Origin of the sequence: Paenirhodobacter sp., assembly GCF_047600745.1 — a bacterium.
GTDB lineage: Bacteria > Pseudomonadota > Alphaproteobacteria > Rhodobacterales > Rhodobacteraceae > Rhodobacter.
The window spans coordinates 16,862-30,966 of sequence record NZ_JASGKI010000005.1 but is presented as its reverse complement, the minus strand read 5'-3'; the positions used below and the strand labels follow the sequence as shown (position 1 = coordinate 30,966).

Here is a 14,105-nt window from a genome sequence, read left to right as displayed (position 1 = left end):
CCCGACATGCCCGGTATTGCCGACAGACTGAATTCCGTTTCCGTTTCCGCCTCGGTCGAGATGACGCAGAAGGCCCGCGATCTGGCCGCGCAGGGGATCAAGGTCATCACCCTGTCCACGGGCGAGCCGGATTTCCCGACGCCCCCGCATGCGATCGAGGCCGCCCATGCGGCGGCGCTGGCGGGCGAAACGAAATACCCGCCGACCGATGGCACCCCCGCGCTGCGCGCCGCGATTCAGCGCAAGTTCAAGCGCGACAACAATCTGGATTACGACATTTCGCAGATCCTGACGGCGGGCGGCGGCAAGCAGATCATCTTCAACGCGATCATGGCGACGGTGAATCCGGGCGATGAGGTGGTGATCCCCTCGCCGTCCTGGATCAGCTATGCCGACATCGTGCGCTTTGCGGGCGGCATTCCCGTGCCGGTCGCCTGCCCGCAGGAGAACGGCTTCAAGCTGCGGGCCGAGGATCTGGACGCCGCGATCACGCCGAAGACGAAATGGCTGATCCTCAACTTCCCGAACAACCCCACCGGCGCGGCCTGTTCGCGCGCCGAAATGGCCGCCATCGCCGAAGTGATGCTGCGCCATCCGCATGTCTGGATCATGACCGATGACATGTATGAGCACCTGATCTACGATGACTTTGAGTTCTGCACCATCGCCGAGGTCGAGCCGCGCCTATATGACCGCACGCTGACGGTGAACGGCGTGTCGAAGGCCTATGCGATGACCGGCTGGCGGCTTGGCTTCTGCGGCGGCCCGGCGGATCTGGTCAGGGCGATGAGCAACGTCAACACCCAGAACGCGGGTGGTGTCTCGACGCTGACGCAGGCGGCGGCGGTCGCGGTGCTGGACGGCCCGCAGGATCTGCTGAAGGAACGCGCGGCGATCTACCGCGAGCGGCGCGACTACGTTCACGCGCGGCTCGACGCGATCGAGGGGATTTCCTGCCACAAGCCCGAGGGCGCCTTCTACCTGTTCCCCAACATCGCGGCGCTGATCGGGCGCACCACGGCGGGCGGGCGCAGGATCGAGACCGACCGCGACTTCGTTCTCGCGCTGATCGAGGAGCAGCAGGTCGTCACCGTCCATGGCGCGGCCTATGGCATGAGCCCCTTCTTCCGCCTGTCCTACGCCACCTCGATGGAGCGGCTGGCCGAGGGCTGCGACCGGATCGCGGCCTTCTGCGCCGGGCTGAAGTGATGCTTGATCCGCGCGGCCGGGTGGTCATGGTTTCGGGCGCCGCGCGGGGGCTGGGGCTGTCGATCACGCAGGCGCTTCTGGCGGCGGGGTTCAGCGTTTCGGCCGGGGCGCGGCGCCCCGACCGGCTGCCCCCGGCGGAGCGCCTGACGACCTGGCGCTATGACGCCGAAGAGGACGGCGCGGCCGAGGCATGGGTCGGCGCGACACTGGCCGCCCATGGCCGGATCGACGCGCTGGTCAATTGCGCCGGGATCAACCCCCGCGTGCGGGTGATGGATGAGGGCGAAGAGGTCTTGGATGCGATGTGGCGCGTCAACGTCAAGGCCCCGCTGCGCGTCAGCCGCGCGGCAATGCCGCATCTGATCGCCTCGGGATCGGGGCGGGTGATCAACGTGGCTTCTCTTGCCGGAAAGCGCGTGGGCAGCAATGTCGGCTACGCGATGACGAAATTCGCCGTTGTCGCCCTGACCCATGGCATCCGGCAGGAGGGGTGGGAGAAGGGCCTGCGCGCCACCGCGCTTTGCCCCGGCTATATCGCCACGGATATGACCGCGGAGGAAACCGAAATCCCCCGGGCCGATATGACGCAACCCGAAGATCTGGCCCAGATGGTGGCGTTCCTGTTGCGGATGCCGAATACGCTGTCGGTCGCGGAACTGCTTGTCAATTGCCGCAAGGAGCCGATGCTATAGGTCGTCCGGAAATGCCACTGGCGTAATCTGCCCGCGGGGCGACAGGAAATCCGGGCCGTCCCGGAAATCACGGATCTGACCTTTCCCAAAGAGGATCGGCGCCGCCCCAAAACGGTGTCGGCACCGATGTGCGGATCAACCCCGGGATTTTGCGCGGAGATCAGCCGCGCCTGTTCCGGAGATTTCTGATCAAAACCGTGATCATCGGCTGGGTCCGGTGCAGGAAGGCCGTGACGATCCGTTGCGGGATTTTCCAGTGGTCCTTTTATGCTTGCCGGAAGGATCATCCACCCGGGTAAAGGCCCGGTGAAACATGTCTGGCATGATGCCAGTGCGGATTGGGGCCGAGGTGATCTGCGTGATGCCGGGGAGCGATCCGGGCATCCGGAGAGTCAGGGGGATGATTTTTCCCGGTCATGAAGGCGATATACGCCTGTTCAGCGCCTTCAAGCTTCGTGCGGAATCCCGGGTGGCCAAGACATCAACGAGAGGCGCTCGCCGTTGCTCGTGGCTGTCGCAGGGGGGTTACTTGATCGCCCGGAACGGCGGTTCGACGCGATGGTGGTGCCGGATGACGGGATACCGCGACCAGCCGCTGAATGTGGCGCAGGTGAGGACAGGCCATCCCGATCCCACCCGGAGTCGGGGCGATTTCAGGCAGGGCGCGCGAGGCCTACTCTCTGGCGGGGCTTTCGCGAAGGTGGTTTGGCCTATATAATTATATTGGAGTACACCATGCCGCAGCGCGCTGTATCCGAACCCATCACCATCCGCACGGCCAGGGTGTCGGCGATCAACGCCCTGGCGAGCGCGATGGATCGTTCCCGCAACTACGTCGTCAATCAGGCCATCGAGCAGTATCTGGAAGCCAACGCATGGCAGATGGAGCGGATCACGGCGGGGGTCGAGGCCGCACGGTCGGGCAAGGTGTAGCCTGCTGATGAGGTCTTTGCCGGGATCGCCGCGAAGCACGGCTGGGCACGTTGAAACGTCTGCCGCCCGCGATCTGGTGCAGGCGCTGCGCGAGCAGATGCGGGAATCTGACTTGTCCGTGCTGATCGCGGGCATTACGCCTGAAAATCTTCACGAGGAAGCCGATCTGGGAAAGGGGAAATCATCCCGAGTAGCGCACAGCCTGCGTTCCGGGTAATCCTCGATAGCGGTCGCGTCGTGACGGGATGGCGTTCCGGGTGTTCCGCGCAGCGGCAATCATCCGGATGACCATCACGCGCGCTGCGGGTGGCCTTGCCATCAGCCATCAGGTCGAGCGTCATTCTGGTCCAGGTCGCAGCTCGTGCAACGACCAGTCTTGCGGCGATCGCGGAAATCGTGCTGATGCTGACCGCCGTGAACCGGATTCCCTTCGGCAGCGTCCGCGAACATCATCTCCGCGCTTGTAAGGCTTGGCGCGGAGAGTATCCGCATGTCGCCCTTCGGTCAGCCGCGTGAGCATTGCGAAATGGACGCCACGCTCCCGCAGCACCAGCCCATGCATCGTCCCTCCACAGGACGAACCCACGGTGAAAGAAGCACTCGACGCCTGGGTCCGGGATATTGCTGCCGGAGCAATGGCTTCCGACCGGGCAGACGGTAAAGCCGTCCTCAACCTGACTGCCCCGGCATATACAAAGAATGCAGAGCAAAGGGTATACCCATGGCAATCCTCATCAAAGGCGACGAGATTGACAGATTGGTTGATCGCTACTGTGCCCTGACGGGGCTGAAAAACAAGAGCGAAGCGGTGCGACAGGCGCTTTATGCGCAAATCGAGGCTTTGAGGGCGCCGGAAACGCTGGCCGAGCGCGTCGCGCACGTGCAGCGCAAGGCGGGCTTTGCATCCAGTGGTGACGCAGCGTCTGACAAGGCATTCATGGATGACATGTGGGGCGAGTAGTGTGGATGCAAGCACGGTTGTCGCGGTTCTGACGCAAGAGGTGGAAGCTCCGGCGCTGTTGAGGGCGATGGAAGCGGGGCGCGGGACATTGAGGTTTTCGTCCGTGGTGCGGGTTGAGGCATTGCGGGCGCGGGTCCGCAAGCGGGCTGAAAAGCGCGGCAAGGGACCGGCGACGGCCGGGGATCTATACCCAGGCGCAGGCGCTGGTTGACAAGTTATTTGCGGCGGTTCAGGCACGGGATATGCAGATCACTGAAACGGTGGGCAACGAGGCGTTGCGGGCGCTTTCGGTTTACGGAAAGCAGGTCGGGCATCCGGCACAGTTCAATATGGGGGATGCGCTGAGCTACGCTTGTGCAAAGGTCTGCCATATCCCGCTGCTTTACAAGGGAAGCAATTTTTCAGAAACCGACTTGGCCTGACTTTTCGCTCGGGGGGGAATCGTCCTGATCCGCTTGCCGGATTGATGCCCCGTGACCGCTTTGTGAGCAGACCGGGCCATCCCTCGCACCGCAATGCCGTTGCCCATATTGATCGGATTTGGTCAATATGATTGTATTCATTCAAAACCTTGGGCAGCCTGTCAATCCAAACTTTCCGGACCATGGCGGGCCCCCGGGTCAGGGAGGGAACGGCGTGGCCAGACCATCGGGCAAGACACAACGGATCGCGGCCCTTGCGGAGCTATGCCGGGGCGGCGCGATCGTGCATATCACCGAAGCCGCGCGCCAGATCGGGACGTCGCAGATCACCATCCGGCGCGATCTGGAGGAAGGGGAACGGGGCCTGGTGTGTCTGGGCGGCTATGTCATGCAGGCGCAGGAAGGGGCCGAGGGCTATTCGCTGACCTCCGCGCAGGACCAGGAAGCCGAAGCGAAACGGGCCGTCGCCGTGCAGGCCGCGGCGCTGATCGAGGCGGGCGATACGGTCTTCCTCGACTGCGGTACGACCACGCCCCATCTGGCCGCGCGCATTCCGCCCAACGCCCATGTCACCGTCGTGACCCAGGCCCTGAACATTGCCGAAGCGGTGGCGCGGCTGGAGGGGGTGACCCTGATCCTCCTCGCCGGTCTCTACCATCGGGAGACCGCCAGCTTTTCATCCTCCGAGGCGGTGGCGATGCTGCAAAAGATCAATATCACCAAGGGGTTCTTTTCCGCAGCCGGGGTGCACGAGACCGAAGGCGTCACCTGTTTCCATTTCCACGAGGTCGATGTGAAACGCGCGGCGCTGGCGCGGTCGCGGCAGCGGTATCTGGTGTGCGATCCCTCGAAACTGGGCAAGCTGCGCCCGGCGACCTATGCGCGTCTCGACGCGTTCGACCGCTGGGTCGGCGGCCCCCCGTGCCTCCGATCAGGGCTTCGGTAGCGGGGCAGTTCCGGTTGGGCCTTTTCGGTCACGACGTGTTGGCCGCGCCGAGGCGGGTTCGGTGATCCGGGTGTTTTTCGTCACCGCTCTGCTCTTGCTCATCCGAACAGCCACCTCACCCACTGCATTTGTTGCCCTGCAAAGCGCAGCCACGTTCACCCACTGACGGCTTCCATCCTCGGGCGCGTGTCCGGGCCGCTTCTGCCCCGTTGCGCCCGCCAGAAGCGATCCCTGATCCCGGCGCAGCCCGATGCCGACGACCGGCATGTGCTGACCGTCGCCATCATCGGGCGCTGCGGTGTGCTCGTGACCCAGAACCTCTCTGACTTCCCCGCCAAAACGCTGGCAGCCTTCGGGGTCGAGGCCCGGCACCCGGGCGAATTCCTGCTCAACCCCCCGCACCGCGCTTCCGTGCGCAGGGTGCCGGGTGAAAAATCCGGTTTCGGGGTCCGGGTGTCCCCGCTGCGGGCGGGCAGGCAGATGGTCCGCTACGCCAGACCGTCCGGTCAGGACGCCGGGAATCCTCATTGCCGTGATCATCGCGGCCCCCTCTGCGCCGAAGCTGGGAGCAGAGGGGGCATGAGGCTGGCCGGGGGGACGTCTCCGGGGCCGCCAGTGGTACGGGCACTACCAAAGACCAGCCGCGATTGCCCGATCCGGTCGCGATTTCCGCCGCCTGCCCCGAGGGCGCCCGCGTGCCCGTCGCTGTAGCGGGCGAGATTGTCGCTCCGCCGTCCGCGCCCCGGAAGCGCCCTGCCGGTGCCGCCCGCCCCTCATCCCGGAGGGCGGGGCGCAAAACCTTATGTGATTTGCCGATTCGCATCGGGCCACATAAAGGACGCGCTCAGGCAACAGAGCGTGGTGTCGGCCACGAAGTCGGCCAGAAATTCGGATGGAATCCCGTGGCAGATGCCCTTCCCCAAGCAGGCCAACCGAAGTCGAAGCCCGATCTTCCGTCCGGATCGGTGTTCGCGCGGGCGCGACGGCACCGCACGGCGCTGGCGGTCGTTTTCTCCACGGTGGCCTTCGTCATCGTCGCCATCGCCATCAGCAACATCACCCGCGACGTCGATTATGGCACGGTGCAGGACGCGCTGGCGCGCACCCCCTGGCAGCGCGTCCTGCTTGCCGCAGGGTTCACCGCGATCAGCTTTGCCTGCCTGATCTTCTATGATGTCAAGGCGTTGTGGTTCATCGGCCGGCCCCTGCCCCTGCCGCAGGTGGCGCTCGTCTCGTTCAGCGCCTATGCGGTGGGCAACACCGCCGGGTTCGGGCCGCTCAGCGGCGGGGCGATCCGCTACCGTGGCTACAGCCGGCTGGGCCTGAAGGGCGAGGAGGTCGCCCGCGTCGTCGCCTATGTCACGCTGGCCTTCGGGATCGGCCTCGCGGTGATGACGGGGCTTGCCGTGCTGGTCTTCGCCTGGCAGGTCGGCGGGCTGATCGGGGTGAATGCCGATCTGCTGCGGATCGTCGCGGCGGGGCTGCTTGTGGCGACGGTCGCGGGTCTGGTCTGGCTGTGGCGCGGCCGCCCCGTCACCGCCGACGAGGCGGCGGGCGCGATGGCGACGCGGCTGCCCCCGGTGGGAACCTGCCTGACGCAATTGCTGGTGACGGCGATCGACATCGCGGCGGCGGCGAGCGTGCTTTATGTGCTGCTGCCGGGGGATGTACCGCTGCACTGGCCCGCCTTCGTGGCGCTGTTCTGCGTGGCGCTCGGGCTGGGCGTGCTGAGCCATGTGCCCGCCGGGCTCGGCGTGTTCGAGGCGGTGATCATCGGCGGCCTCGGCCCCGCGGTCCCCACCGAGCAGATCATCGGCGCACTGGTGCTTTACCGGCTGATCTATCACGTCGGGCCGCTCTTCCTCGCGGTGATCGCGCTCGCCATCGGCGAGGCACTCGAATACCGCCGCTCGGTCGCGGCGCTCTGGACGCAGGCGGTGAATGCCGCCGTGGTGCCGCCGCTGATGGCGATGCTCGCGCTGATCTGCGGCGTCATGCTGGTGTTTTCGAGCGTGCTGCCCACGCCACAGGCCAATCTCGACTGGCTGTCGAACTGGGTGCCGATCCAGATCCTGGAGGCCGCGCATTTCCTGTCGAGCCTGCTTGGCCTGCTGCTGGTGATCATCGCGCGCGGGCTGGTGCATCGGATGGATGGCGCCCGGATCGCGGGGATCGTCACCGGGCTCACCGCCATCGCCTTCACCGTGCCCAAGGCGCTGGCGCCCTGGGAGGCGGCGGCGCTGGCGGTTCTGGTGGCAGGGCTCGCGCTCAACCGGCGCTGCTTCGACCGGCGTGCCCGGCTTCTGGCCGAGCCGCTGACGCCGGTCTGGCTTGGCGCCATCGCGGTGATGCTGGTCGCGGCGCTGACCATCCTGTTCTTCGTTTACCGCGATGTGGGCTATAGCCGGGAACTCTGGTGGCAGTTCGAATTCTCCGAAGAGGCGCCGCGCGGGTTACGCGCGATGATGGGGCTGAGCATCGGCGCCGTGGCCATCGCGGTCGCGAGCCTCCTGCGCCCGGCCCGCGCCCGCCCGCGCCCCGCCACGCCCGGGGAAATCGCCCGCGCCACCGCCATCGTCGCCGCGCAGGACGACAGCGGCGGCAACCTCGTGCGGATGGGCGACAAGGCGGTGCTGTTCTCCGAAGATGGCCGCGCCTTTGTCATGTATGCGGTGCAGGGGCGGTCGTGGATCTCGCTCTTCGGCCCGATCGGCGCCGAAGACGCGCGCCCCGAACTCGTCTGGCGCTTCATCGAGGCGGCGCGGGCGGGTGGCGGTCGGGCGGTGTTCTACGAGGCCCCGCCCGACCTCCTTGGCGCCTGCGCGGATGCCGGTCTGCGGGCGCTGAAACTGGGCGAGATGGCCAGGGTGGATCTGGTCGCGCTCGACTTTTCGCAAAGCCGCTGGGGCGAACAGCGCCGGGCGCTGGCGAAGGGCGAACGCGACGGGATGAGCCTTGAGATCCTGCCCCCCGAGGCGGTGCCCGCCGTGCTCGACCGGCTCGAACAGATCTCGGACGCCTGGCTCGGACAGCATGAGGCGCGCGAGAAGGGCTTCGCGCTCGGCCGGTTCGAGCGCACCTTTGTCTGCACGCAGCCGGTGGCTGTGCTGCGCCTGGGCGCCGAGATCGTCGCCTTCGCGACCCTGATGCTCACCGAAACGAAGGCCGAGGCGACGGTCGACCTGATGCGCTTCGGCCCCGGGGCGCCGAAGGGCGCGATGGATTACCTGTTCGGCGCGCTCCTGCGCGAGGCCAAGGCGCAGGGCTTCCGGACCTTCAACCTCGGGATGGCGCCGCTTTCGGGCTTTGCCACCCATGCCGCCGCGCCGATGTGGAACCACTTCGGGCAGGCGATCTTCACCCATGGCGAGCGGTTCTACAATTTCCGCGGACTGCGCGCCTTCAAGGCCAAATACAACCCCGACTGGCAGCCGCGCTACCTGATCGTCGGGGGCGGCGTTTCGCCCGTCGCCGCGCTCGTGGATGTCACGCTGCTGATCGGGGGCGGTTTCAGGGGAGTGGTCGGGAAATGAAATTCGTTCTGGCGCTGGCGCTTATGGCGGGTGCGGCGGCGGCGCAGCCCCCGGCGGGCTACGATGCGGGCATGATCGTCGGGCCGCATGTCTTTCACCCGGCCGGGCAGCCCACGGGCGTGGTCTTCCTGATTTCCGACGCGCAGGGCTGGACCGCTGACGACACGGCACGGGCCGGGGCGCTGGCGGGGCAAGGGGTGGCAGTGGTCGGGCTCGACCTGCCGGGCTGGCTCGCCGCGTTGGAGAGACATCCCGACGACGACGATTGCTCCTATGCCATCGCCGATATCGAGGAACTGTCGAAGCGTCTTCAGGCCGGGGGGTCGGGGGATTACCACCTGCCGCTGATCGCCGGGCGGGGCGATGGCGGCGGGCTGGCGGTGGCGCTTGCGGCGCAGACCCCGGCCTCGACCCTCGCGGGCGCGGTGGCGGTCGATCCCTCAGCGGGGATCGCGCTCAGGGCGCCGCTGTGCACCGAGGCGCCGCATCACCCGGCGGGCGGGCGCGAGGTCTATGGCCTGATGCCCGATGGCCAGTTGAACATGCCCGTCTCCGTGGTCTTCACCCCGGCGGCGCCGGCGGATGCGCAGGCGCATGTGGCGGAACTCGCGCGCGATTATCCGGGCGTTTCGGTTACGCAGACGGAGGCCGCGCCCGCCGATGCGCTCGACACCGCCGTCAGGGACAGGCTCGCGGCCCGGGCCGAGGGGCCGCTGAACCTGCCGCTGACCGAAATGGCGGTGGAGAAGCCCGCGCTCGACACCGTGGCGATCATCTGGTCGGGCGACGGCGGCTGGCGCGACATCGACAGCCAGGTGGGCGGCGCGTTGCAGGCGGCGGGGGTGCCGGTGGTGGGCGTCGACGCGCTGCGCTACTTCTGGAACGAACGCAAGCCACAGGAAACCGCCGCTGACCTCGCCCGGATCATACACCATTATCAGGGCCTGTGGGGGGTGCGGCATGTGTTGCTGATCGGCTATTCCTTCGGCGCGGACATTCTGCCCAACAGCTACAATCTGCTGGATGCCGGGGATCGCGCCTCGGTCGCGCAGATGACGCTCTTGGGCCTGTCGCATCAGCGCGACTATGTGATCCATGTCTCGGGCTGGCTCGGCCTGTCGAGCGGATCGGCCAGTGATCCGACAAAGGATCTGGAGCAGGTTCCGGCGCGGATCGTCCAGTGCATCTATGGCGACGGCGACGACGAAGACGCCTGCCACGAACTGGCCGGGCACGGCTACGAGATGATCGGCCTGCCCGGCGGGCACCATTTCGACGGCGACTATCAGGGGCTGACGCAGCATATCCTGACCGGCCTGCGCGCCCGGCTGAACTAGACGCCGGGCGGTCCTCGGCGCCGCTGGTCGATGCCCTCGGCCATGACGCAGAGCAGCTCGAACAGGATCGTGGCCCCGGTCAGCGCGGTGATGCCGCCCAGGTCGAAGGGCGGCGAGACCTCGACCACATCGGCGCCGACGACGTTCAGCCCCGACAGCAGCCGCACCATCGCCTGCGCCTCGCGGCTGGTCAGGCCGCCAATCTCGGGCGTGCCGGTGCCGGGCGCCATCGACGGGTCGATGCTGTCGATGTCGAAGGTCACATAAGCGGGCCGGTCGCCCAGGATCGCGCGGGCCTCGGCCATCACCGCCTCGGGGCCGCGCGCGGCGCATTCCTCGATGTAGACGATGCGGATGCCCTGCGCCTTGGCCCAGCCGTGTTCGTCCGGGTCGTAGACCGAGCCGCGGATGCCGATCTGCACCATCCGCTTCGGGTCGAGGATGCCTTCCTCGATCGCGCGGCGGAAGGGCGTGCCGTGAGTATAGGGATTGTCGCCGAAATAGCGGTCGTTGGTGTCGGAATGCGCGTCGAACTGCACGAGGCCCAGCGGCTCCCCCCGCGCCCGGGAGAGCGCGCGCAGCACCGGCAGCGTGGTCAGGTGATCGCCGCCGACGCTCAGCGGCACGGCCCCCTCGGCACAGATCGCGGCGATGCCCGCCTCGATCTGCCGCAGCGCCGCCATCAGGTCGATCGGCTGCACCTCCAGATCGCCGACATCGGCCACCGCGATAAGGTCATAGGGCGCGACCCCGGTATGGTGATTGGCCCGGCGCATCAGGCTCGACTGATTGCGGACCTCTCGCGGGCCATGGCGGGCGCCGGGGCGGTTGGTGGTGCCGCCGTCCCAGGGGATACCCACCAGCGCGATGTCGAGCCCCGCCGCGCTCGCCACCACCGGCAGGCGCATGAAGCTCGCTGGCCCCGCGAAGCGCGGCACGACAGCCGCATCCATGGGTTGGTAAAGGCTCGTCATGGCACCCCCTGATGTCCCCGGCAGATGGACGACCATACTACCGCAACGCCCGCTCGCAATAGCCGATGCCCCCTATGCGCTGCCTGAATGCGTTGACCGGGTATCCGGCGATCAGCGTCACCCGATCGCATGGCAGCCAGACCCTGCCCGATGCAACTGCGCGGCTGTTCGGAACATCGAAGCAAATGCTGTCGGCCATGGTCTTCAGGCCGATTCAGATGGCAACGCGCGCGGCATGAACCGCGCGCGCCCTTACGTCCGGGCCTCAGGCGTGGTGCGCCTCTGTTCGGTCAGGCGGCCTTGCGGCGGCGCAGGGCGGCGAAGCCCGCGACGGCGCTGCCCAGCAGCACCACACCGGCCGGCAGCGGGACCGCGGGCGGGGTAGTGTCCAGGCCCGTCGCATCGAGGATCGCCGGGAACAGGCTGCTGTTGGTGATGTAGTCGCCGGTATCGTTATGGCCGACCACCAGCGACAGCCACGGATCCTGACCGATGATATGATCGGTCAGGCTTTGCGCACCGGCACCATGCGCCCACAGACGGGTGTTTTCGTTCATGTGGTTGGTGTGTTGCCATTTGACGCCCGGCAGGTTGCCCTGGCCATTGTTCTGCGGGCCTTCGAAGAATTCCGTGTCGGCATTCGGGCCGAGCGGCATCGAGTTGCCGTGGTCCGTCAGGACGATCAGCATGGTGTCTTCCCAGTTCGAATATTGCTCGACCCAGGAATAGGCCGCGCGGACCGAGGCGTTGAAATCGACCTGCTCCTCGATGATCCGGTCGGTCTGGTTGGCATGTGCCGCCCAGTCCACGGCACCGCCTTCGATCATCGCGAAGAAGCCGTTCTCGTTCTTGCCCAGATGGTTCAGCGCGCCTTTGGTCATCGTTTCCAGCGTCGGCACGTCGCTGATGTAGGCGAGGCCCGAGGGATTGGCACTGTCAACGCCATTGGCCTCGGTGCGGGCCTGTTGCAGGGTGCCGCTGACCTGCGCGACGCCGATCAGGCGACCGTCGACGGTCTTGGAACCATTGGCCAGCGCCTCGAAATCGGCCTTGGTTTCGATCAGTTCCATCGGCCCCTTGCCGCTCTTGAGATCGGTCCAGACCGATTCCGGCGTATAGGCTTCGCCCGCACCGGTGGTCGGGTTGTTCCCCTTGCCGGTTTCGGCGGTATAGACGGCATCGCGCTTCTTGCCGTCATTGTCATAGTCGGGGTTGCCCGCGCCCATGATCACGTCGAGCACGCCGCCGTTGACCATCTCGCGCGCGATCTCGCCATAGTTGTTGCGGCTGATGTTATGCGAACCGAAGCCCGCCGGGGTGGCATGGCTGAACGGAACCGAAGTCACCACGCCCGCCGAGCGACCGGCTTCCTTGAACACTTCGCTGATGTTTTTCAAAACTTTGCCGTCGTTGTCGACGCCGATGGCATTGTTGTAGCTTTTCTGGCCGGTCGCCAGCGCGGTCGAGGCGGCGGCGCTGTCGGTCACGTCTTTCTTCAGGTATTCATAGCCCGCGAAGCTGCCGTCACCGGTCGGCGTCGAATCCAGAACCTTCGAAGGATCATAGCCAAGGGTCGTCGCGTTGCCGCCCGTGGGGGTGGTCGAGGTGTTGAGCGGATAGGTGGTCATGCCCAGCTTGACGTCGAAGCCGTCATAGACCTGCTTGCCCGTGGCGCCATGCTCCCAATAGCTGGCCATGTCCCAGGTGCCGAACGAGGCGCCATCCGAGATCATCATGATGACATTTTTCACCGGGGCGGCATGACCGGCGGCCGGAACGCACAGTGCGACGACAGAAGCCGCAGCGAGGATCTGCCGACGAAGAGACGTTTTCATAGGAACCTCTGAAAGATTGGATTACTTCCGACAGGTTGGTTAACGTGAGTTCATGACCGTTTCCCGAAGGTGTTGTTACGGTTTTGTGACACCTCCGGGGCATGTGGCTCTCTCGTCGCCATCAGCTTGCGGAGCCTTGTGCGGACAGAGGCCGGCGACAAGCTGCCGGATCACGCGCGTGCTTCGATAATCCGGGCGGCTCGGGCGTTGCGCGATCTCGCTGCCGGGTGCGTCCCGACAGGGCGTTATCCAGCGTCACCCTTGCAGCGAAGGAAGAAGCGCACCATCTCGGCGCTGGCATCCGGACCGGCTGAATCGGTATAGGTGCCAGCGGGATTGCCGCCGGACCAAGCGTGGCCCAGACCCTCGATCTTCCAGTATTCCAGCAGCGTGGCCCCGTCGTCCGTGGATGTGGTCTCGCGGATGAAGCCGCGCCCGTTCAGCCGTCCGGAGGTCTGCTCGAACAGCGTCATCCGGGGACCGGCAGTCAGGACGTCGCGGGCGATCCGGTCCGCATTGGCGGGATTGACGGTGCGGTCCGCATCGCCCTGAAAGATGATGGTCGGCGTTGGCCGTGCCGCGCGCGCAGGATCGGCGACCGCCTTCCCCGCCATCGCCGCGAAGGCCGAGGGGACGTCGCGCGCAATTCCATAGGGCAGCCCGGCATGGGTGCCGACCGCCGCGAAGACGTCGGGATAGGTCTGCCCCAGGATCACCGCCATCGCTCCGCCCGCCGACAACCCGGCGACAAAGGTGGCCGAGGACGGAATGCCGTGGGCCTGCGCGACATGGGCGGCGATACCGGCAAGGATCGCGGGCTCGCCCCGGTCGCGGCGCTGATCACCGGGACTGAACCAGTTCCAGCAGGACTGGGCGTTTTCCCCGCGCGACTGCTGCGGATAGACCACGATTAGGCCGTGCCGCTCGGCCAGGGCGTTCATCCCGGTCCCCGCCGCGAAATCGGCATTGGTCTGGGTGCAGCCGTGCAGCATGACCACCAGCCCGGTGGCGGCGCTTGCCGGGACATAGGTCAGGTAGTCGCGCCCACCCGCCGCGCAGGTGAAACGGTCGGTCGTCAGGCTGGCGCCGGGCGGCAGCACGTCCGGGGCGGGGGCCTGCCTGTTCAGCAGATCGGCCATGGGGGAAAGCGGGCTTCGCTCATCATCCGGCATCAGCCCGTGCTGCGCCAGCGTCCGGCGCACGAGATCGCTGGCGGCTGCCCGGCGCAGGGCGCCAAGATCGAAAGGTTTCATGGCGGTGCTC

13 protein-coding genes are annotated in these 14,105 nt (G+C 66.6%); 9 read left to right on the top strand and 4 right to left on the bottom strand.

What is annotated here, in order from left to right; genetic code table 11:
- The first annotated feature begins 6 nt into the window (after nucleotides 1-6).
- The 6 genes from QM789_RS18765 (at nucleotide 7) to QM789_RS18740 (ending at nucleotide 5,163) form a co-directional block, all read left to right on the top strand.
- Complete coding sequence (locus QM789_RS18765; RefSeq protein WP_420353383.1) at nucleotides 7-1,209, top strand: pyridoxal phosphate-dependent aminotransferase; 1,203 nt, start codon at nucleotides 7-9, stop codon at nucleotides 1,207-1,209.
- Entirely contained in the window at nucleotides 1,209-1,901 is a 693-nt protein-coding gene (locus tag QM789_RS18760) for an SDR family NAD(P)-dependent oxidoreductase (protein WP_420353382.1), read from the top strand. The genes QM789_RS18765 and QM789_RS18760 overlap by 1 nt, the downstream gene beginning before the upstream one ends.
- 735 nt (nucleotides 1,902-2,636) lie before the next feature.
- Nucleotides 2,637-2,834 carry a CopG family ribbon-helix-helix protein gene (locus tag QM789_RS18755; protein WP_420353381.1) on the top strand — a complete coding sequence of 66 codons (198 nt, stop codon included), beginning with the start codon at nucleotides 2,637-2,639 and terminating at the stop codon, nucleotides 2,832-2,834.
- Between the two features lie 721 nt (nucleotides 2,835-3,555).
- The gene (locus QM789_RS18750; RefSeq protein WP_420353380.1) at nucleotides 3,556-3,795 is read left to right on the top strand and encodes a type II toxin-antitoxin system VapB family antitoxin; all 240 of its coding nucleotides are present in this window, start codon (nucleotides 3,556-3,558) and stop codon (nucleotides 3,793-3,795) included.
- 242 nt (nucleotides 3,796-4,037) lie between these two features.
- Nucleotides 4,038-4,217 carry a hypothetical protein gene (locus QM789_RS18745; protein WP_420353379.1) on the top strand — a complete coding sequence of 60 codons (180 nt, stop codon included), beginning with the start codon at nucleotides 4,038-4,040 and terminating at the stop codon, nucleotides 4,215-4,217.
- A gap of 214 nt (nucleotides 4,218-4,431) precedes the next feature.
- Nucleotides 4,432-5,163: a DeoR/GlpR family DNA-binding transcription regulator gene (locus QM789_RS18740; RefSeq protein WP_420353378.1), complete on the top strand. Its 732-nt coding sequence runs from the start codon at nucleotides 4,432-4,434 to the stop codon at nucleotides 5,161-5,163.
- On the opposite strand, the gene QM789_RS18735 is transcribed toward QM789_RS18740, so the two are convergent.
- Nucleotides 5,149-5,703: a hypothetical protein gene (locus QM789_RS18735; RefSeq protein WP_420353377.1), complete on the bottom strand. Its 555-nt coding sequence runs from the start codon at nucleotides 5,701-5,703 to the stop codon at nucleotides 5,149-5,151. The two genes, QM789_RS18740 and QM789_RS18735, sit on opposite strands and share 15 nt — an antisense overlap.
- A 362-nt stretch (nucleotides 5,704-6,065) precedes the next feature.
- Here QM789_RS18735 and mprF point away from each other — a divergent pair, with 362 nt between their 5' ends.
- Together mprF and QM789_RS18725 are read left to right on the top strand one after the other, a co-directional pair.
- Nucleotides 6,066-8,696 (top strand): bifunctional lysylphosphatidylglycerol flippase/synthetase MprF, encoded by a 2,631-nt coding sequence (gene mprF, locus QM789_RS18730; protein ID WP_420353376.1) that lies wholly within the window; start codon nucleotides 6,066-6,068, stop codon nucleotides 8,694-8,696.
- Nucleotides 8,693-10,033, top strand: coding sequence for an AcvB/VirJ family lysyl-phosphatidylglycerol hydrolase (locus QM789_RS18725; RefSeq protein WP_420353375.1), 1,341 nt, complete (start codon nucleotides 8,693-8,695; stop codon nucleotides 10,031-10,033). The genes mprF and QM789_RS18725 overlap by 4 nt, the downstream gene beginning before the upstream one ends.
- Here QM789_RS18725 and speB read toward each other — a convergent pair.
- Nucleotides 10,030-11,007, bottom strand: coding sequence for an agmatinase (gene speB / locus QM789_RS18720; RefSeq protein ID WP_420353374.1), 978 nt, complete (start codon nucleotides 11,005-11,007; stop codon nucleotides 10,030-10,032). The two genes, QM789_RS18725 and speB, sit on opposite strands and share 4 nt — an antisense overlap.
- Before the next feature lie 74 nt (nucleotides 11,008-11,081).
- Between speB and QM789_RS18715 the strand changes: the two genes are divergently transcribed.
- Nucleotides 11,082-11,246: a hypothetical protein gene (locus QM789_RS18715; RefSeq protein WP_420353373.1), complete on the top strand. Its 165-nt coding sequence runs from the start codon at nucleotides 11,082-11,084 to the stop codon at nucleotides 11,244-11,246.
- A gap of 51 nt (nucleotides 11,247-11,297) precedes the next feature.
- Here the strand turns inward: QM789_RS18715 and QM789_RS18710 are convergent, their stop codons facing one another.
- Together QM789_RS18710 and QM789_RS18705 are read right to left on the bottom strand one after the other, a co-directional pair.
- On the bottom strand, nucleotides 11,298-12,842 hold the full coding sequence (locus QM789_RS18710) for an alkaline phosphatase (protein ID WP_420353372.1): 1,545 nt from the start codon (nucleotides 12,840-12,842) through the stop codon (nucleotides 11,298-11,300).
- Nucleotides 12,843-13,087: 245 nt separating this feature from the next.
- A complete protein-coding gene (locus tag QM789_RS18705) occupies nucleotides 13,088-14,095 on the bottom strand; it encodes an alpha/beta hydrolase family esterase (RefSeq protein ID WP_420353371.1) in 1,008 nt (335 codons plus the stop codon).
- Nucleotides 14,096-14,105: the final 10 nt, after the last annotated feature.